This is a genomic window from Tolypothrix sp. FACHB-123, assembly GCF_014697075.1.
GTDB lineage: Bacteria > Cyanobacteriota > Cyanobacteriia > Cyanobacteriales > Nostocaceae > Aulosira.
In genome coordinates, this window is the sequence record NZ_JACJRE010000041.1 from 24998 (window position 1) to 44211 (window position 19214).

Consider the following 19214-nt stretch of genomic DNA (forward strand, 5'->3'; position numbering starts at 1 on the left):
TAGTAATCTGATTTGATTTATGAAAGAATCTAAGTATATGTAGAGTGTGTTATCGCGTAGCATAAAACACCACTTTTTATGTCAAACTAAAAAGTTTGGTGCTTTGTAGGGTCGCATTAACAACACTATTACCCCACTAAGTGAAATGCTTGCTTGAAATAAGGCAGCCACGTATACCCCTGCACTAAATTCAGTTTGGAAACATAATGTCAGCACTAGAACAGCAAATAAATAATTAGCAGACAGTACTGGTGCATTAATGCTCCAGCGCGTAACTTGTCCATACATTAACCCTAAAACAATAGCTAGCCCACCGCAACCAAATAGACCAAAATTCGCGTAAGATTCAGCCAACAGCCCCCAACCTATTGTGGTTCTGAAAGTAGCTTCACGGGTTTGTAAACCGTAATGAATATTAAGTAAATAAGTACCCTCATGACTAGCAATTTTATTAACGCCAAAAATTCGAGGAACTAATAGCTGTGGTACAATTGCATAGCTCGCTCCATAAAGATAAGGTATCTCTTGGGGACTTTTATTTTGCGTCAGCAGTAACATATGAATTACACTAGCACGCTCTAAAAATGAGGCTTTTTCTGAGGAATTATAGGACTGGCTTAGATCAAAATTATTTTGATTAATTAATAACGAATTCAAGCTATAGCCTGCCCATTCACTATACCAAGCTGGATAATCCCACGGTTGTACATAGGCGCTTTGTACTCCGAACCAATATTTAGCTCTCATCTCACCTTTGCCAGAGTTCAAAAACGAAAAACAAAGGAGTATAATGATAATTAGTAAGGTTGGTATTTTTTTGCTTCCAATTACAAAGCCAGTTATTGCAATCAAAAATTGAGAAGCTGCACCTACTAGTAGCAAACCCACCGAATTTGTAATTATTGCTGCTGCTATTAAGAACAAAAAACTTAGAGATTGTGCTTTCGATAATTGTTTAGTACCAAAGTAATAGGAAAGCACAAAAGTAGCTAGTGCAGATAATCCCAGGACAATACCACGGAGGAGGGCAAATATGCCGCTATCAATCAATAACCAACCACCCAAGGAAGAAAAGTTAAATAAAATACTAAATGCTAAAACAAATAATAAAAATACATTACCGCTACCACTTTTAAAGGTCAGATATAACTTAGGTATGGGAGGTGCAGATTTAACAAATTGAAACCAGATAAATGTTCCTAAGAGTAAAAATGCTGTAACAGTAATACTGGCAAATAAGTGGCTTTCTGGAGAGTATTGTAACACTTTGGGGTGATTGCTTACCAAGGGCAGAGCGTAAGTCCAAACAAAGGTTAGTGCAAAAACTGGAAAAATTGGTATACCTAGTGCCCGTTTAGAACACCAAAGGTAGGCGGGTATCAGCGCTGCAATGGTGATGAAAATTGCTCCCAGATTGCTTTCTAAAGAAGTAGTATTTGTAAAAAATAATTCAAATATAAGTAAAGAGAAAGCAACCAGCCAAAACACTCTGAGCAATTTTCGATGCCTTCGATACTCAAAGGCATTTGCGTATTGTGCGATCAATAAAGGTTGTGATTCCATATCTTTGCTCATAGCAGTTTGTCTTAGCTGGCAGTCATGAGAACCTGATCAAAAATGGCACATTGCCGCCGACTCATTTCCTTTGCAGTGTAAGGCTGGAAAGCTTGCCAGTCAGTATCTGGCTGATAACCTTTGGAAGTAGATAAAAGCCATTGAAGTTGAAGCACGACTTTAGGTAAGAGTGTGTTGGGCAGATCGCCTTCTTTAAATGTCACTGCTCTACCTGCACAACATTGATTGAGAATTTTGACAACAGAGCTTTGTTGATGGAAAATCGCAAAAATTGGTTTTTTTGCCAGAATGCAAGGGTAGAGCTTAGAAGCAGTGTAGGCAGGATCATCGGAGCCAATCAGTAAAATAGCATCGCTATCTACCAGAGTTTGCAAAGCTTCAAAGTAAGGAATACGGTGAGGATGTTCTTCTACAAGATCGGCAACACCTAATTCTTGAGCGATCGGTTCTACCGTTTTAACTGCTCGATTATCAGGTGCATAGCTTGTACCAACAAAGTGTAATTTAACAGCTTGCCACAGTTTCGGGTTTTTGCAACGCTCTGACTGAATTCCTAAAAATAGAATTCGCACTGCCAAAGCCATATCACTGCCGCCTCGGCCTATATAAACCCAATGGCGCTTACCATCCTTGGGGTTAAATATTGTTTGCTGAACATTTAAGGAGGAAAGTTGCTCAAAATCAGGCTCTGGAGCGCCAAAAGGTAAAATAGTAAACTGTTCTGGTTTTAGGTGTGGATATCGCTGTTGTAAAATTTCTGGATACTTTGGTGACACACTAATTATGTGACTAACTTTGCTTGTAGCTCTGGGTTCTAAAAACTTGGCTTGGAATTGAGCAAATCCGTACTTAAATCTTCCACCTGGGGGTACTTCCCTTGACTGTTTGTAATAATTACTGAGCCAGGGATCTTGAAAATCTAAGATGTAGGGGATGCTAAAGCGGCTCTGCCATCTGGGGCCTAGAGCCATACTAATAAATACGGTAGTTGAAAAGTATATTAAATCAAATTTTTTTTGATGGAGTAGGCGATCGCCTACTTTAAGTAAATAGGGAAAACATCGCAAACCCAAGTTGCCTAAACCAATTAGTTTGGTGTATTGAACAGGTAATGCTGATGTAGAAGTGACAGGAATATGGTCGGGAATTGTTTTTGCTAATAGAGAGTCCTGAACACCTTGAACACATTCTGGTCGAACTGTCAGAATATGAGATTCCCAGCCAAACTTTTCAAAATAAGGTAGGGACATTCGTACTCGCTGATGATCGGGGGCGTTAATTGGTGGGAAATGGGGACTAACAATTAGAACTTTATAATTCAATGTTTCATACCTTACATAAATTAGTTGGTTCTTAATTCAATGCTTTTTAGTTCTAATTCTATTAGGTGAGAGGTATTACCTCAGCCCCATATTCAAAAGCCATATTCATCAATTTCAAACATTCATTCAAAGTTAGCGAAGTATGAATAGTCCGTTAGTATGACTTGGCAACTGAGCAGGAGAATAGAGCTTACCATGAGAGTCAAAAAGATAACAATAATAGCCAAATTGAGCTAGGTAATTCCTAATTTGCTGACCGTTATTACCGATAAGCTCTGCATAAATAGCTTTAATCCGTTGTTCCTTGAGTAAGGATTCTGCACCTTTTAAAGCTGGAATTTCATAACCTTCTACATCCAACTTCCACAAATCAACCTTTGTCATTGAGCGATTTGCTAACTCATCTGCTAGGCTTACAATCTGAATTATTTCACCTTCAGTTTCAGATATTTGATTCCAAGCTCCGTGTCCAATACTAGCTCCTATATTGTTGAGATGTAATTGTGCTGGAGATGCACCAAGCCCGGCCCGAATAATTTCAACAGGTAAGCTAGTGTGAATAGTTAAACATTCTTCTAGCCATTTGGCTGCTTCATTACCTGGCTCAAAGGCTAATATTTTACCTTGCGGTATCCATTGAGCCAGATACATCAACATCTGACCGATATTAGCTCCTGAATCTACGATAATGGCATCTGTAGGCAGAAATTTTTGTGCCCAGTTAAGGAATGCAGCACCTTCATATTTGCCATAGACAATCCAACGATGGGTGGGGTTTGCTAGGTCAAGTTTCCAAGAAATACCAGATCCAGTTTTTACCCAACAAATACCTTCTGAGGAGATCGCCTTTCCAAATAAGCGTTCGCAAATACCCAATTTATGTTGAAAATCGATTGGTTGTATCCAGGTTAAAGGTATTGGTAGAGAAACAGTTTTCATCATCTTGATCTCCATACAAAAGGGTTTGATAAAGTTTTCCATACTGCTCTACAATCACATCAGCAGAAAAACACTGCTCAGCACGTTGACGGCATTGAGAACGGTCAATATCTGGCAATTGCTTAATAGCAGCAACTCCTTCGTCAAGACTGTTAACTAAATAACCGTCAACCCCATGACGCATAATCTCTGGTAAGGCTCCTCTTGGGCAGGAGATCACAGGTGTACCGCAAGCTAAAGCTTCAGCAAAAACAATTCCAAAAGGTTCTTCCCACTCAATCGGCACAATCATCGCAGCCGCTTGCCCTAGCAGCTGATTTTTTTCAGCATCATTAACAGGGCCGATATACTCAATTCCATCTTTTCCCAAGTGAGGAACAATTTCTTCTTGCCAATATCGTCCTGCTTCTCCAGTTTGAATATGATTACCCGCAATGATTAAGCGATGTCCTGTTTTGCGAGCAATGGCGATCGCAGTATGCGCTCCTTTAATCCGTTCTACTCGACTGAGAAACACTAAAGGAGCATCTGCTGCAACTGTGGGTTGGAAAGTGTATTTCTCTAATTCAACACAATTGTGAATCCTATGCCATACTCCTCCAGATTTTTGACCAATGCTGCAAATATAATCACTGCAACCTGTAAAGGAAAGAGAACCTTGTGCAAGTTTGACACCCCAGCTTGTAGTGCAATAGCTAGGATATCGCTGATAAGACATTACCTTGGGTAGCTGAGAGCGCAGAAGCGGTAATAAATAAAGGATGCGAGAGAAACTGTGAACAATATCGGGCTGGAATTGCTGCACTGCTGACCATAAGGTAATGCTGTTGTTTAAAGTATCAAATTTATTTTGCGATCGCTTCCGCCGCCAAGAAAACAACTGAGTTGCAGATGAGGTTGAGTCGGGGTGACCAACTAGTCCAACTTTGTGACCACGGGTTTGTAGCCCAGTGACTAATAAATCAACTATACGTTCAATCCCGCCGTAAAGCTGTGGCGGTACAGGGAGTTCAGGATCGGCAGTAAGCAGGATACGCATTTCAGGATGTTCAACCTTAATGACTTTAAGTTAGCGGACTCAAGTGTCTTAACAATCAACTGTGATAACTGTTTAGCTTGCTGCTCCCAACAAAATTGCTCCTGAGTACAGTAGAGGGCAGCTACTTTGCTAGCAGTTAATTTTTTCGGTTGGCAAAGTAAATCTTTTAATGCTTGAGCTAGAGCTAATGGATTACTATTAGGTATCAATTGACCAACTTCAGGATATTGAGACAAAATTTCTCTTTAGCCATCTGTATCAGTTGCAATGACTGCTAAACCTGCTTGTAGATATTGAAAAAGTTTATTTGTCACTGTGAGATTACGACTAGGAATATCATTGCACTATAAAGCTATACCAATATCGTGTTCAGCAATGCAGGATAATAACTCGTCATTGGGAACAGTAGAGTGAATCAATAAGCGATCGCTTATTCATTTAAGTTAGATATAGCAAAGTATCTAGCAAAATTTGAACCTCTTTTTCAGAATTAAAGCGCTCTTCAGCTAAATGCCATGATGTAGATTTCATTTTTTGAATTCTCTCATAATTATTGAGTAGTTCATTTAGCCTTTCAGCCAATATGTATTCATCTTCATCAGGAAAAAGAAATCCACATCCTGGAGCTTCACGCATTAACTGCCTATGAGCAATTGTATCAGTCAAAGCTAAACAAAGACCAGCCATCATTCCGGTAAAAACTTTATTACCAATCGCCATTTGATGAAATAGTTCTTTTCCTGGTTGTGTTCCCAGAGCAATATCATGCTCTGCAGCCAGTTTAACCATTTTATTTGGAGAAGATATTGGCTTTATTTCCAAATATTGAGCAACATCAAGTTTTTGTGCTAGAGCGTACAAGCTGCCAACAAATTCATTATTAGGATTTCCACGTAATACAAGTTTCACTGGCTTACATAGCAATGGCATAGCTCTTATTACCTGGTCAGCGCGAGAGTGATATCCTATGGTTTGCCCAAACCAATAAATACTTATGATGTCCGAAGATGAACGCTGCTCTGGAGATAAAATTCCTTCCCTCTCTTGGATTTTTGGTGTATTGTGCCTCACTATGGGTATTTTAGAAAGTTTATTTACCTCTTTTAGCCTTTGAGCGGCTACACTGGACATAGTTGACACATATGCACATCGTTTTAAGTAGCGTTCTTCTATATTCTTGATTAAATGAATAGGTTCCGATGAACAATCAGATAGTAAATCATGAATATCTATAGCAAACTTACTTTTTACTTTTTGGGCAGCCCAAACAGCAGCAGGTAAAGATTGTTGTTGATGAGATATGTAAATATCAGCCTCATTTTTTGCTGCTAACATGAATAATTCTCGATTGACGTATTCACATGCATTTGCAACAATTTGTTCTGTAAGAAGCCAAGAGGCAAGTATTTTACTTAAGCGATGGCGCGTTTTAACATAGTTCCAATATATTCTAGATATGGGATTGTTAATAAAATCTAAATATATATATTTCCATTTCACACTTTTTATTATTTCTTGATCGTATTTGACCCAACGCTCTACAAAACTTGGTGTGATTACAGTTACATCATATCCTGCTTCTGCAAGACAATTAGCATCTCTCACAAGACGAGGATTCCTGGAAGGTTGTCCATGACTCAGTAAACAAATTTTTTTCATAAATCAATAGACATGTCCGGAATATGATTTGGGTACAAAAAAATGGTAGAAAGTAAAATTGACCCTCTACCAGCATCTAACTAAATGATTAGTATCTTTGGTTATATACAAAAGTATCCCTCGCGTGCAAAGCAACTTTTAGGGATTAGTTATGGCCAATTTACTGACCTTGTAAACTATGCTAAAAAAAGTCATGAAGAAGAACAACTCAAATTTGAACAGAGGAAAGTTAGAATACATCGTCTTGGAGGTGGACGCAAAGAATTATTATCTATCCCAGAACATGTATGTTTGTGTTTGTTTTATCTGAGATAAATACCCACATTTGAAGTTTTGGGAATGATGTTTGGTATATCAAAAACTTTATCTAATGATACTTTTCATGACTGAAGAAAAAGCATCACAAAGATTTAGATTAAATACTGATGTTTATAATGAAATAGTTTTGTTAGTGTGTGGTCTAGTAAGACTGCGAATTGGAAATTTTGTCTTACCGAAATAAATTAGTATTAATTAAAAATTGTGTTTTCGTCGGGCAAGATTATGTATTTTTCAGATCTAAACTATCAATAACTATATCAAACACTGATTTCTTCGTTGAAACAGAATCTGCAAGGACTGGTCTCAAAGCCTTGTAAATATTGGCTTACGAGTTTTCGGATGGGTCTATTAAAAACTTATTTTCCTTAAGTCTCGATAACTTCCATCCTAAAGCTAGGCTAATGTATCCGTACTGATATGCAAACCCCTGAATATATTTTGCCCTCTTCCAGCCCAAAAATGAGGACAAAAGCTTAAATATTAGTCCACCTGAGGGTTCCAAATCAGAACCACCCAATTCTTTAGCCTTTGCTTCTGCCTTTTGTTGTAGATATGGTACATGAGGATAGACTTCATAAAGAAAACGTTGAAAAACAGTAGCACAAGCATGGCGTGTACGTGGACTGTCGTCTTTCAGCAAGAGATTATTGCTACTAAGTTCTAGAGCTAGAAAAGCAGATTCCCATGCTTTTCTAGATTTGGAACCACTAAGACTATTAGAGTTGCCTGATCTATAGTATGATTTAGCTCCTTTGCAAAACTTCACTTCTTGGCTAGACAGGAGAATACGGACAAAATATTCACCATCGTCATTTAATGATAGATTTTCACTCCAAAAGCCAGCCTTGTCAGCAATCTTGCGAGGAACTAACCAAGCAGCAGGGTGCATCATCCAGTGTCCTTCCCAAGCACAAATCAGCCAGTCAACAGGTGACATATCTACCCAAAGAGGCTGAGGAATAAACAAAGCTTCTGAGGGAGTTTTGTAAAATCTTGCCCATGCTCCTGAAGCGATATAATTTGAATTGCGATCGCTATTTAAAAGTTGTACTTGTCGTTCTATTTTGTCAGGTGCTAACAAATCGTCAGCATCTAAATATTGAATAAAATCACCTTGTGCTTCTTGTAATGCGCGATTTCTTGCAGCACTGGCTCCTCGATTATTTTGACTGATAACTTTGACGCCGCATGGCTCAAATTTCTTCGCTATCTCTAAACTGTCATCAGTTGAACCATCATCTACCAAAAGAACTTCTATATTTTCCCAAGTTTGCTCTAGGGCAGATTCTAAAGTCGCTGCTAGCCAAGGTGCAGAATTATAACAAGGAATAAGGATAGATACTAATGGCTTCATGCAGTTTGCTATATTATAATTTATCTTTTAACATTATTAAGTATTTTCGAGAAGCAGTTTTTTATAAAAAACTGCTTAATTATTGGTTGTATAACTATTTCTAATAAAGTTGACAAACATATTGTCACTGCAAACCATAATATTAGACGAATAGCAAAACTCCAACTTGTGCCTTGATAAGGAAAATAATCATGTATCAATCGCATTATGGGCATATGAAGAATATAAAATGCATAAGATATTCGTCCAATAGGAGCTAATATGGCTAATATAGTTACTTCACTCTTAAATGGAAAAATTATTGTAGCAGCTACAGTTAAAACTGTTGATACTATCCATGAAGTATTTTCAAACAAACGACCTATAAGCATTAAGAGAACAATATTCGTTAACGGGATAGCAAAGCAAATTAACTGTAGCCATTATTAGATATCGTAATTGGCGATGAGTCACCTCAGCAAAAATTAGTACACAAATAGGCAACAATGCTAGATCAGATAAATTAACGATAGCAGCAGATGGATTAGAAAAACCTAAGCTATTTAAAAATACTTTTCCTGTACTAAAAAAATTTGTAGCAGTTAACAGTAATAAATAACTGAATAATGGTATTTTCTGAGAGTTTGTTTGGATACACTGAACTTTCCAAGCAAACCCTAGACCGATTAACCAAAATATCCAACCTGCTGCGTAACTCGACCAAAGCTGTGGCGTCTGTGGAATCAACCATCCGATTGAACTGATGATCAAGCAACCCAACAGTAAAGGTGCAAGTTTTGGTTTGAAACACCAAATTAATAAAAATAATAAATAGTACACTATTTCATAATTTAAAGTCCATATAATGGTATTGCCTTGTAATGGCGAAACTAGTAAATTTTGTAAAAATAATAAGTTCCCTAGAATATTTATCAAACTTTTTGTCGGCAAAACTACAATAGAAAAGCAGATAGCAAACCAGTATATTGGAATTAATCTAATACCTCTACGGATTAAATACAGTTTTGCGTTCTGTAAAGAAAATTTAGCTGTGTTCGTCAAACCAATCAAATAACCAGAAAGCATAAAGAAAATTAGAACTGCTGCATGACCAGCCCATAAATTTTTCAAGTATGCACTTGGTTGATAAGAAGGATCGAGAAAGTTGTTAAATCCAAAAACATGGGAATATCCTACAGCGAGAGCAGCAAAGCCTCTCAACCCTTCGAGGTTCCAATCAAATGTATATCGAGCCTTAGAACTTGATTCACTGTGAATGCTTGAGTACATTTTGTCGATAATAGTTATAGTTAGGAATAAAAATTGTTACTATTGCCTTGATCAAGCTTTTATTAAATTGACTTGGCTGTTTCGTAAAACATGCTTCCAGCCATAGCGGAAATACCAGGGCTTAGAATCTGCTACATAGTGATGTAGGACTGCTTTCGGCTGAATTACTTCTTCCTGAGTTGGCATAACAATGTAGTCTTCTGCCGACACAACTTTACAAGCTTTACCCGCCATAAGCATAGCCACAAGTGCTTGTTCCTGATAGTAATGAGTGCCTTGCTGCTGAATCATGGTTTTGCACCAGTATTCTAACTGCTCCCAGTCAATATCTTCACTTTTTAAACCACAGATTCCTACATTCAAGCGTTCGGGAATTGCCGCTTTTGCTAATGAGGTCATTAAAGCATCAGAATATCCATAGGAAGTTTCTACATCCACCATGTGACAAGGTTGCTGGGGTGATTTCAGCCAGTCCAGCAGAACATCTGGAGTGTGGAAAAACAACATATCAGAATCAAGTACTAGTTTCCAACCCTTTGAGCCAGCGTGAATATCCGTCAATTTCCGCATATTGGGATAATTGAGGCGGCGCTCTCTGAGATAGGGAAACTTCATTTGGGGTAAGTATTTATCTAGATGTTCTTCTAGTTTTGGCTTAAGAATAATTTTTGCATTGGGAAAAATTCTGAGAATCTCTTTTTGAGACTCCTTTTCTAAGGAGCCATCATCATAAATAACCGGACACAATGGAATATTTGTATGTTCTGCCATTGAATAGGCACAAAAACAGGTTTGATACCAAAACCTTTTGCCAGTTAGAAAATGAATTTCTAACGGACTAATTGCTGACTCACTCTTTACTGTTTTCAGGCGGTAGGCTGCTTGTTCCATTTGCAGTTGTGCTTGAAAGTTTACAGCCGTATTGATTGCACCTTTCTTAAGTAATTTTTGGAGGAACCCTTTAGGAGCATAGTAGAGCTTGTAAGCAATAACTCCTGGTTTTATATTTGGGAAAAATATCATTATTATTAATTACTTTATCTAACTTTTTTAGAGCTATCAAAACGAAGTGACGGACGTTCAATTAAGTTAAAAAATAACAGTGCTACCACTAAACAAAATAGCAATACACACAAATCATAGACAATATGTAAGGGTAATAATTTTAGCCATATACCTTGACGATACTGAGTTAATAGTTGGAACTGAGCTAACAGGAGTAGTTGTGATAGTCAAAGTAGCGAACCATGAATGTAAATTGCTTGGTAGTTGTGTCACATCATTATTGCCTGTTACAAACTTACGCAAAGCACAAATGCTGATAACTATAAAAATACTAAGAATATAAGGGGGATAAATGCGACGAAGTCTTCTTAAGTAAAATTCAAAAATAGAGTTTGAACGTCTTGCTGTTAAATATATACAATAACCACTTATAATAAAAAATATGGGCACTCCTAAGTAGCCTAAACCTACAAAATGAAAATAAAAATTATCTTCTTTAGGTATAACTTCATTGAGATGGAAAATAACTACCCAAGATGCTGCTATTCCTCTAAGAGTATCTAACCATACATTTCTATTGTGTTCTTTTTGGTTTGGCATCTAATATTTTAATTGACTTTTATTTGAATTACAAAATACTTATGTGAAAATATGCTTTTAATAAAGCCTGTATCTATTTTTTTGATAGTGCACCTAAACCTTCAAAAGTGCCACATGCACCTTGCCAACGCACATAAGCAGCATGGCTCTTCCAAGGTTGATAATTAAGAAACGCTTTTACTTTTCTAGGTAGAACACTCCAACGGTAAATTTTCTTCCAAGGGCGGATACTATGTGCGTTTAAAACTTGAATCCATGAAAGTGATGAAGCATAGTTCAGCCGAGCAAGGTAATCTTTGGTTAGGCGATTAGCAGAAATTAAGTGAGATAGTTGTAATTGAGGGAAGTAACCAACTCCCCAACCTGCATCTAATAGTGTGAGGTTAATGTCGCAGTCTCCTCCAGATTGCAAATTTTTACCTGTTCGGTCTAAAGACATCCTGGTAATGTCTTTCAAAAGACTATCAACATAAAATTTAGCTGCCTTTATGCTTAAGGCCATTCCTGCGCCAATTGGTGCAAATGATGGATGTTGCTTTTCTCCAATAGATGCTTGATTGTAAAAATAAATCTGGATTTCTTCACCTAAATCTCGTAGTGCTAAACAAACCCAAAAATCTTTTACCCAAGGTTCTGGTTCAATTTCAAACTCTGGTAATGATTTTCCACCAATTGCTCCTAACTTAGGATTATTTTGGAAAATATTAATTACTTTCTCCAGATAATCAGGAGAGAGAACATTATCATCATCGACAAATACCAAATAATTGCCCTGGCTATTTTTAATTCCTGCTATTCTTGCTCTTGTTAAGCCTAAATGTTCCTCTCTAATAATTCTTGTGGAAGAATGCCAGGAGAAATCAAAACTAGGGACATATTTATGGTCTGGTGTCAAATTATCTATTACTATCAGTTCCCAGTTTTCTTGAGCCAAAGTCTGTTGCTTTAAAGCACAAAGGGTTCTTTGCAAACGGATCTGATTAGGGTTATGGGTAGGAATAATTACAGAAATCAGAGGATTCATAATCCAATACAATTCTTATTAAATTAATTAATTTTAAACAAGAGATTTTTTCTTTTTATATATAAAAAAATAAATTCAAAATCCAAAATTTTAATAAATCTTTAAAATGTGATATTTTAATAAATTCTTAAGTTACTTAAAATTAAAAACTAACATTTTTACTTTTTTAAAAAAGTAAATTGTATATTTTTCATGCTAAGACAAGGCTTTTCAATTAAATGCCAGCTTGCTATTGAAACAGCTAGAGTGAAAAACAAAGACATCATAAAATAAATACTAAAACTGTAGTGATTTAATTTAAAACTTGTTAAAGTTTGTTGAATAGGATAGCTATATATATATAGCCCATAGGAATAATCGCCCTTCAGAGCTTTTTCAAATTTATTAAAAGGTAGATGAACTGCTAGCCAAAAAATTAAATAAGGAAAAGCAAAAACACAAATTAAGTCGTGAGGTAGTACAGTAATTCCCAAGAAAATTAATATGGATACTATAACGACTAGAGGCTTTGAAGTAATATCTACTTTGTCTTTATATAGAAAGAACAAAGAGCCAGACATAAAATATAAAACCAGCCTTTTATTTTTCCAGTTATTGATTCCATTTTGGGCATAAAATGCTAGATAAGGTAATGATGAAAACCAATAATTAGTACTAGGAATAATAATTTGCAATATATAAATAGCAAAAATTAAGCAAAATATAAATAAGAATAAGTCTTTCTTTTTAGATAAAAATCCTATAATCCCTAAAAAAGGTACTAAAGTATAACATATTACTTCTAACCATAGAGTCCAAAGAGAACCATTCAAATCAATAGGCCAAGGGTTAGCTTCAAAAATATTTGATATTCCTATTTGCTTTCTAGGATTAAACAAATTAGCGTAGATATATGTAAATGGGCTATTATTTGTTGTTGCAAAATATTGTCCTAATGAACCGTCATTCGTATGAATAATTACTAAGGGGCAAATAATTATTGCAGTTATACTTAGACAGATCCATAGCCCAGGATAAATGCGAAGGAATCGATGCCAAGCATAACGAATCAATGAAGTTGATTTTAAATAACTGCTTGTAATAAGAAAACCACTTAAAATAAAAAAAACTTCAACTGCTATAGATCCTGGAATTTCATTAAAAATCATCAGTGGTTTTTGATCAAATCCTCCAAGTGGAAAACAATGAGTAAATATCACTAAGATTGCTGCTACAAATCTAATAAAGCCTAAGCTATTACTTTTGGGATTAAAAACATTTGAAAATGCTGTCATAAATAAACTTTTCTTTGAGACCAATGTAAATTTATAAACGTTCCTTAATAACTCGAGCAGGAACTCCTACAGCAATAGAGTAAGGAGGTAAATCTTTAGTAACTACGGCACCTGCACCTACGACACATCCATCTCCTATAGTTACCCCTCCCAAGATCGTGACACCAGCACTGAGCCAAACATCTTCTCCAATGGTTACTGGCAACATAATATCTGGGCAGGAGCGAATTCTAGTTTTTCTATCAGAAATTGTATGGTTTGAAGAGATAATACGACAGTGCATAGCAATTAGGCTATCTTTGCCAATTTTGACACCGCCATGTCCATAAATTACTGCATAAGGACCAAAATAAACGTTTTCTCCAATATCTATATTTCCACCCCAACATTCCAATGTTACTCCATGAGATAGCTGCGTTTTCGCTCGAATTTTAATTTTTCCACGGTTGCCTTTTGAGTATCCTAAAGATGTGACGACATTTGCGCTTATTAAGCATGAATAATCTATTTCTACGCCAAATACCCTCAACAAAAATAATCGCCATTTTTGTTGAATTACCTGTATTTTTAGCCAAATGTTCTTAAATATATTTATCATTAAAAACTCATCAAAAATTAACCTTTAACAATATTTATATTTTCCATAATAGGTGCTAAATGCCATTGTCCATAAATTTTAAATGGACCAATAAAGTCTGGAGATAAACCTTGTGGTAACACATCTAGAGAAATAAAATCAAAGGCAATCGCATCTAGTTTAGAATCGTAGTTTTGGTTTTTTTCTCCTAGCCAGATAGAAAGCTTGTAGCTCCCTGAATGTAAGGGTAAGTTTTTAACAAGCAAGGTAGCGATGCCAGATTTTAGACATTGAGGTTTAAAATCAGGATCTAGCCAAGTATTCGTTCCAAATAATGGAATACCGTGAATACTGTATACTACAATTCCAACTAAAGGAGGATCAAGTACCCAAGGAGAAGTAAAGTGTACCTTTACGCAGAGATCTCCTTTTTCTAAAGCATTTTGATCAATCTCTACTTTCCAAATGCTTGGTGAATCTATTTTTGTCTGAGAAACAAAGTTGAACTTATTAAGTTCGCTAGTATAAAGGCTAAGCGCTTGAATGCTAGTTGTATTTGCTTTTAAATTTCCTTTTTCTAGAAATAAGCCTCGGTCACAAAGATTAGCTATAGCACTACTATTATGGCTAACGAATATAATGGTTCGTCCTTGAGTACTAACTTCTTGCATTTTCCCTAAACATTTCTTTTGAAATTGAGCATCTCCTACTGCTAATACCTCATCTACTACTAAAATTTCTGGTTCCAGATGAGCAGCTACCGCAAATGCCAATCTCACATACATACCTGAAGAATACCGCTTGACTGGCGTATCTAAAAACTTGGCAATTTCTGCAAAATCAACAATCTCATCAAACTTACGTTTAATCTCTACCTTACTCATCCCCAAAATTGCACCATTGAGGTAGATATTTTCTCTCCCAGTTAACTCTGGGTGAAATCCTGTACCTACTTCTAACAAACTAGCAACTCTTCCTTTAATTTTGATGCTTCCTTCTGTAGGTTCTGTAATCCGACTTAAAACTTTTAATAACGTAGATTTTCCTGCACCATTACGTCCAATAATTCCAACTCTGTCGCCCTGCTTAATCTCAAATGAGACATCTTTTAGTGCCCAAAATTCCTCTTGGGAATTTAACATTTTTGATGTTTTATTGTAAAAAGGGCTAATTAGTACTTTAGCTTTATTAGCAATTACATCCCTTAGCGCAGTGTAGCGTTCTTGCTGCTGATGACCAATAATATATTTTTTACTTAAATTTTCAACTCGAATAACAGTGTCAGACATTAGTTCTTTAGTTGATCACAATAGTGTTGTGCTTAATCGAGAATTCAGTAAGAATCTAAATTACATCGGCAAATGTCCTTTCCATTTTGCGAAAATACCAAATTCCAGTGACGAAGATTAACATTACTATTCCGATAGATAGGTAAAAGCCAGGTAAATATAGCTTAGATTCACCCCCTAAAATAGCCCAGCGAAAACCATCAATTACTCCTACCATTGGGTTTAGGGAGTAGAGTAAGCGCCACTGTTCGGGCACAATGCTGCTACTAAATCCTACAGGTGAAATATAAAGACCAAATTGGACAATAAACGGCACAATATAACGAAAGTCGCGGTACTTGACATTCAACGAAGCCAGCCATAACCCAGCACCCATTGAAGCAGCAAAAGCGATCGCAATAAATAGAGGTAGTGTCAAAATTCGCCAACTGGGGACAAAGTTATACCAAGCCATCAACCCCAACAAAATCATACCAGATATCAAAAAGTCTACAAAACTCACTACAACTGCACTTGTTGGCACTACTAAGCGCGGAAAGTAAACTTTAGAAATTAAATTAGCATTACTAATTAAACTATTACTGCATTCTGAAAGGGAATTTGCGAAGAACTGCCAAGGCAACATCGCCGAAAAAACTAGAATTGGATAAGGCGCACCCTGGGAAGGTAACTTAGCTAATTGTCCAAATACAACTGTAAATACAACCATTGTGAGAAACGGACGAATTAATGCCCAAACAATCCCAATTGCTGTTTGCTTGTACCGCACTAAAATATCTCGCCATGCGAGGAAGTAAAATAGCTCTCGATAGCGCCATAAGTCTTTCCAATATTGCTTTTCTGTGCGTCCAGCTTCAATTACTAAATGTGAATCTTTCATTGTCAAGACTTAGCTAACCTCGCTTCTACCATCATCTGTACTACATCTTTCATCTTGTATTTTGCTTGCCATCTTAGTTGATTTTCTGCCTTAGCAGGATTACCTCTACCCACTTCTAAATCTGTAGGGCGGAGCAAGCTATTATCTATCACCAGATGTTCGCGCCAATCTAAATTTAATGATGCAAATGCTGCTGAGACAAAATCTTCTAGGGAAGTGCTTTCTCCTGTGGCAATGACATAATCATCGGGCTGTTCTCGCTGCAACATTAAATACATCGCTTCAACATATTCTGGTGCCCAACCCCAGTCACGCTGAATTTGCATGTTTCCTAAATAAAGTTGTTCCTTACTACCTTGGGCAATTCGACAAGCAGCCGCAACAATTTTTTGTGTCACAAATCTTTCTGGGCGCAGGGGAGATTCATGATTAAACAAAATCCCTGAGCAAGCAAATAAACCGTAAGCTTCGCGGTAGTTTGCAACTTCCCAAAATGCCGTGGCTTTGGCGACAGCATAGGGACTGCGGGGACGAAATGGTGTGGTTTCATTGGCGGCTGTGTCGCCAGTATCGCCAAAACTTTCACTAGAACCAGCATTGTAAAGCTTGATGGGCTTACCCAAAAAGCGAATGGCTTCTAATAAGTTGAGGGTTCCAGTGGCTATACTTTCTAAAGTTTCCACTGGTTGTCCAAAGGATAAACCTACTGAACTTTGTCCAGCTAAGTTGTAGATTTCATCGGGTTGGATTTTTGTTAGTACCTGCAACACGCTGCGGAAGTCAGTTAAAGCCATTGACTCTAGCTTTACCTGCTCGCGAATTCCTAAGTAAACCAAATTTGAGAATGGGGAAATCTGTGCATCTCGCGAAGTACCGCAGACTGTATAGCCTTGATTGAGCAGTAACTGCGCCAGGTAGGCTCCATCTTGACCTGATATTCCACAAATTAGGGCTTTTTTCATCAATTGGTTGACGGTTGATGGTTGACGGTTGACTGTAGGTAAACCAGTTTATTGAAAGCACCCGGAGGTGACGGCGATTTTGAAAACAAGCCCTAGATATCTACTTCTACAACTGCACTCTGATTGCAAACTCAATAGGGACACAAAAATTTGTTTGTGTCCCTATATCCCTATAGCAGGTTGTTGAATATTAATGATGGCTTGTTGTAAGCTCTGTCTAGACTTTATGCGGATATTGATTTACTCACTTTGCGAGTATTCCGCTTGCGATCGCGCTTCCGCACACCTCCAGCCATTTGATATTCATCGCTATTTTTACCGTACTTTGAAGCTACGCCGGCTAACATTCTCTCGCAGAGTTCTGCAAGCATTTTCTCGGTTTCTGCAACCATATTGCGTGTCTGATCGACCGTAGACAAAGCTGTGTTGTATGCTTCTAATTGCTGCCGTGTATCTTCAATCACTTCGGAAAATGATTCAACTGTTAGCCCATTTCCCAAATCAAGGGAGGTATCAATTGATTTCAAAGCAGCCATTCTAATTTGAGCTTTATCAAGAATTGCAGAACTCCGTTTTGCTCTGGACATATGAGTTGTATGTATCAATGTTCTAAACGATACACACAAAATAACCTACGTCTGAGCTAGACGAAACCAGTGTTAACAAGGAATGCAGCTATATCAAATTTTCACAATATTTGGGTAAATTCCCTAATTTATTGCAGAATAATTGATTTTACGGCATAAAGCGGACAGTCTTTCTGTTCTAGATATTCATGTTAGGGACTTCCAAGTAAGAAAATATCCCATTGCTATTGTTGTACGGGCGGGTTTAACCGACATATCTGTTAGGAGCGTGAATATCTCACAAAACCCGCCCCTACAGACGGTTCACGGTTAACAGTCAACAGTTAACAGCGCCGCACTGAGCTTGATGTCCTAATCTATCTGGCTACGGCTATAGTTGCCAAAATCGTCATCAAATCTGTAAATGAGTTGATCGAATCGATAAATGCTTATGTCTAATCAAATTAGATTGAAACAAAACTTTTAAACGTATCCATCGAATCGATAAATGCTTATGTCTAATTAAATTAGACTTAAACAAAACTTATTAATGCTTTGGTCTAATCGAATTAGCTTGAAACAAAACTTTTAAACGTATTCATCAAATCGATAAATACTTATGTCTAATTAAATTAGACTTAAACAAAACTTATTAATGCTTTGGTCTAATCGAATTAGGCTTAAACAAAACTTATGAATGAATCCATCAAATCGATAAATACTTTGTTTCTTGCAAGTATCCTCATCTAATAACAGACTTTGCAGGTGTCATTTTGGTCGAAGCGAATTATATTTAAAGCTTTTGCTTCGTTCAGAACGACAGATGTTTGAGTTTTTGCATTAGCTGATAAACCGAAAATCAAGAATGCTGCGATGATCCATCATCCGGGACTGTCTTGTTGTGAACTCGCTGACAGTGGGATTTTTGTGGGGATGAATGACGCCGGTTGCTTGTTCCCAAAGTTCTGCTGGTGCTAGAGATAATTCATAAGTCGCGTCGCGTTTACGAATGTGGTACCACTTGGTTTGTTGGCATTCTTCACACCAAAAAGCTTCTAACCATTCACCTTGTAACGGAACCGCAGTTTTGGCTGCTACTAACATTAAAGCTTCTCGTCGCTTCACCCCCCTTTGTTGTAACTGTCCTGCTCGTTCAGCAAATAACCCGTATTTTTGACTCACACTATTCATGTAGCAGTTATGTACGGGACAATATATAGCTCGTCGTTTGGAACGTTTTCGATTTCGATCACACCTTCTCTGCACTTCGGCCCTCCGCATCAGTAAAAATCAAATAGATTACAAGAAGGTTGCGTTGAAGGGACTGAGATCTTAAAGACCATCAAAGCCCACTTCTATCATCAACAACAGTTATTGGGTTTTAAAAGAAACAGTGATGAACCAGTACAAGTTCTAGGGAACATGCATAAAGTTCGTTTTCTTTGGCAGCAGATATAAGTAATTCTGCTGAGGAATAAATTTCATTTACCAGCTTACACAACATCGCTCATAGAGTTAGCTGGGCAAAAAGGTAGGCGCACTTAGTTTATATAGCTGCC

The 19214-nt window shown here is 37.1% G+C and carries 17 protein-coding genes; all 17 read right to left on the bottom strand.

The genetic code is table 11. The annotated features are described in order from the left end of the window. Positions 1–81: 81 nt before the first annotated feature. The 17 genes from H6G41_RS23450 to H6G41_RS23530 all read right to left on the bottom strand — a co-directional run bounded on the left by H6G41_RS23450 (position 82) and on the right by H6G41_RS23530 (position 18921). Entirely contained in the window at positions 82–1575 is a 1494-nt protein-coding gene (locus H6G41_RS23450; RefSeq protein WP_190749127.1) for a hypothetical protein, read from the bottom strand. 11 nt (positions 1576–1586) lie between these two features. Further along, positions 1587–2897 carry a hypothetical protein gene (locus H6G41_RS23455; RefSeq protein ID WP_190749129.1) on the bottom strand — a complete coding sequence of 437 codons (1311 nt, stop codon included), beginning with the start codon at positions 2895–2897 and terminating at the stop codon, positions 1587–1589. 132 nt (positions 2898–3029) lie between these two features. Next, on the bottom strand, positions 3030–3839 hold the full coding sequence (locus H6G41_RS23460; RefSeq protein ID WP_190749131.1) for an FkbM family methyltransferase: 810 nt from the start codon (positions 3837–3839) through the stop codon (positions 3030–3032). Beyond that, positions 3775–4875 (bottom strand): glycosyltransferase, encoded by a 1101-nt coding sequence (locus tag H6G41_RS23465; protein WP_190749133.1) that lies wholly within the window; start codon positions 4873–4875, stop codon positions 3775–3777. Before H6G41_RS23465 ends, H6G41_RS23460 begins: the two co-directional genes overlap by 65 nt. A gap of 438 nt (positions 4876–5313) precedes the next feature. After that, positions 5314–6480, bottom strand: coding sequence for a hypothetical protein (locus H6G41_RS23470; RefSeq protein WP_190749135.1), 1167 nt, complete (start codon positions 6478–6480; stop codon positions 5314–5316). A gap of 700 nt (positions 6481–7180) precedes the next feature. Next, complete coding sequence (locus H6G41_RS23475; RefSeq protein ID WP_190749137.1) at positions 7181–8209, bottom strand: glycosyltransferase family 2 protein; 1029 nt, start codon at positions 8207–8209, stop codon at positions 7181–7183. Between the two features lie 348 nt (positions 8210–8557). Further along, positions 8558–9478: an acyltransferase gene (locus H6G41_RS23480; protein ID WP_190749139.1), complete on the bottom strand. Its 921-nt coding sequence runs from the start codon at positions 9476–9478 to the stop codon at positions 8558–8560. A gap of 51 nt (positions 9479–9529) precedes the next feature. Further along, on the bottom strand, positions 9530–10501 hold the full coding sequence (locus H6G41_RS23485) for a glycosyl transferase (RefSeq protein ID WP_190749141.1): 972 nt from the start codon (positions 10499–10501) through the stop codon (positions 9530–9532). Between the two features lie 114 nt (positions 10502–10615). Further along, positions 10616–11083 (bottom strand): acyltransferase, encoded by a 468-nt coding sequence (locus H6G41_RS23490; RefSeq protein WP_190749143.1) that lies wholly within the window; start codon positions 11081–11083, stop codon positions 10616–10618. 73 nt (positions 11084–11156) lie between these two features. Then, complete coding sequence (locus H6G41_RS23495) at positions 11157–12107, bottom strand: glycosyltransferase (protein ID WP_190749145.1); 951 nt, start codon at positions 12105–12107, stop codon at positions 11157–11159. A 158-nt stretch (positions 12108–12265) separates the two neighbouring features. Continuing rightward, the gene (locus H6G41_RS23500; RefSeq protein ID WP_190749146.1) at positions 12266–13381 is read right to left on the bottom strand and encodes an acyltransferase; all 1116 of its coding nucleotides are present in this window, start codon (positions 13379–13381) and stop codon (positions 12266–12268) included. A 31-nt stretch (positions 13382–13412) separates the two neighbouring features. Then, complete coding sequence (locus tag H6G41_RS35850; protein WP_190749148.1) at positions 13413–13979, bottom strand: DapH/DapD/GlmU-related protein; 567 nt, start codon at positions 13977–13979, stop codon at positions 13413–13415. A 17-nt stretch (positions 13980–13996) separates the two neighbouring features. Further along, positions 13997–15247, bottom strand: coding sequence for an ABC transporter ATP-binding protein (locus tag H6G41_RS23510; RefSeq protein WP_190749150.1), 1251 nt, complete (start codon positions 15245–15247; stop codon positions 13997–13999). A 55-nt stretch (positions 15248–15302) separates the two neighbouring features. Then, on the bottom strand, positions 15303–16127 hold the full coding sequence (locus H6G41_RS23515; protein WP_190749152.1) for an ABC transporter permease: 825 nt from the start codon (positions 16125–16127) through the stop codon (positions 15303–15305). 2 nt (positions 16128–16129) lie between these two features. Continuing rightward, a complete protein-coding gene (locus H6G41_RS23520) occupies positions 16130–17089 on the bottom strand; it encodes a GDP-mannose 4,6-dehydratase (protein ID WP_199316266.1) in 960 nt (319 codons plus the stop codon). Positions 17090–17313: 224 nt separating this feature from the next. After that, positions 17314–17676 (bottom strand): hypothetical protein, encoded by a 363-nt coding sequence (locus H6G41_RS23525; RefSeq protein ID WP_190749156.1) that lies wholly within the window; start codon positions 17674–17676, stop codon positions 17314–17316. 819 nt (positions 17677–18495) lie between these two features. Continuing rightward, the gene (locus H6G41_RS23530; protein ID WP_190749158.1) at positions 18496–18921 is read right to left on the bottom strand and encodes a hypothetical protein; all 426 of its coding nucleotides are present in this window, start codon (positions 18919–18921) and stop codon (positions 18496–18498) included. Between the last annotated feature and the right edge of the window lie 293 nt (positions 18922–19214).

Excerpts from the sequence above, each read along its gene's own strand:
- H6G41_RS23450 (WP_190749127.1), bottom strand. The coding sequence starts at position 1,575 with ATGAGCAAAGATATGGAATCACAACCTTTATTGATCGCACAATACGCA.
- H6G41_RS23460 (WP_190749131.1), bottom strand. The coding sequence starts at position 3,839 with ATGATGAAAACTGTTTCTCTACCAATACCTTTAACCTGGATACAACCA.
- H6G41_RS23465 (WP_190749133.1), bottom strand. The coding sequence starts at position 4,875 with ATGCGTATCCTGCTTACTGCCGATCCTGAACTCCCTGTACCGCCACAG.
- H6G41_RS23475 (WP_190749137.1), bottom strand. The coding sequence starts at position 8,209 with ATGAAGCCATTAGTATCTATCCTTATTCCTTGTTATAATTCTGCACCT.
- H6G41_RS23480 (WP_190749139.1), bottom strand. The coding sequence starts at position 9,478 with ATGTACTCAAGCATTCACAGTGAATCAAGTTCTAAGGCTCGATATACA.
- H6G41_RS23485 (WP_190749141.1), bottom strand. The coding sequence starts at position 10,501 with ATGATATTTTTCCCAAATATAAAACCAGGAGTTATTGCTTACAAGCTC.
- H6G41_RS23490 (WP_190749143.1), bottom strand. The coding sequence starts at position 11,083 with ATGCCAAACCAAAAAGAACACAATAGAAATGTATGGTTAGATACTCTT.
- H6G41_RS23495 (WP_190749145.1), bottom strand. The coding sequence starts at position 12,107 with ATGAATCCTCTGATTTCTGTAATTATTCCTACCCATAACCCTAATCAG.
- H6G41_RS23500 (WP_190749146.1), bottom strand. The coding sequence starts at position 13,381 with ATGACAGCATTTTCAAATGTTTTTAATCCCAAAAGTAATAGCTTAGGC.
- H6G41_RS35850 (WP_190749148.1), bottom strand. The coding sequence starts at position 13,979 with ATGATAAATATATTTAAGAACATTTGGCTAAAAATACAGGTAATTCAA.
- H6G41_RS23510 (WP_190749150.1), bottom strand. The coding sequence starts at position 15,247 with ATGTCTGACACTGTTATTCGAGTTGAAAATTTAAGTAAAAAATATATT.
- H6G41_RS23515 (WP_190749152.1), bottom strand. The coding sequence starts at position 16,127 with ATGAAAGATTCACATTTAGTAATTGAAGCTGGACGCACAGAAAAGCAA.
- H6G41_RS23520 (WP_199316266.1), bottom strand. The coding sequence starts at position 17,089 with ATGAAAAAAGCCCTAATTTGTGGAATATCAGGTCAAGATGGAGCCTAC.
- H6G41_RS23525 (WP_190749156.1), bottom strand. The coding sequence starts at position 17,676 with ATGTCCAGAGCAAAACGGAGTTCTGCAATTCTTGATAAAGCTCAAATT.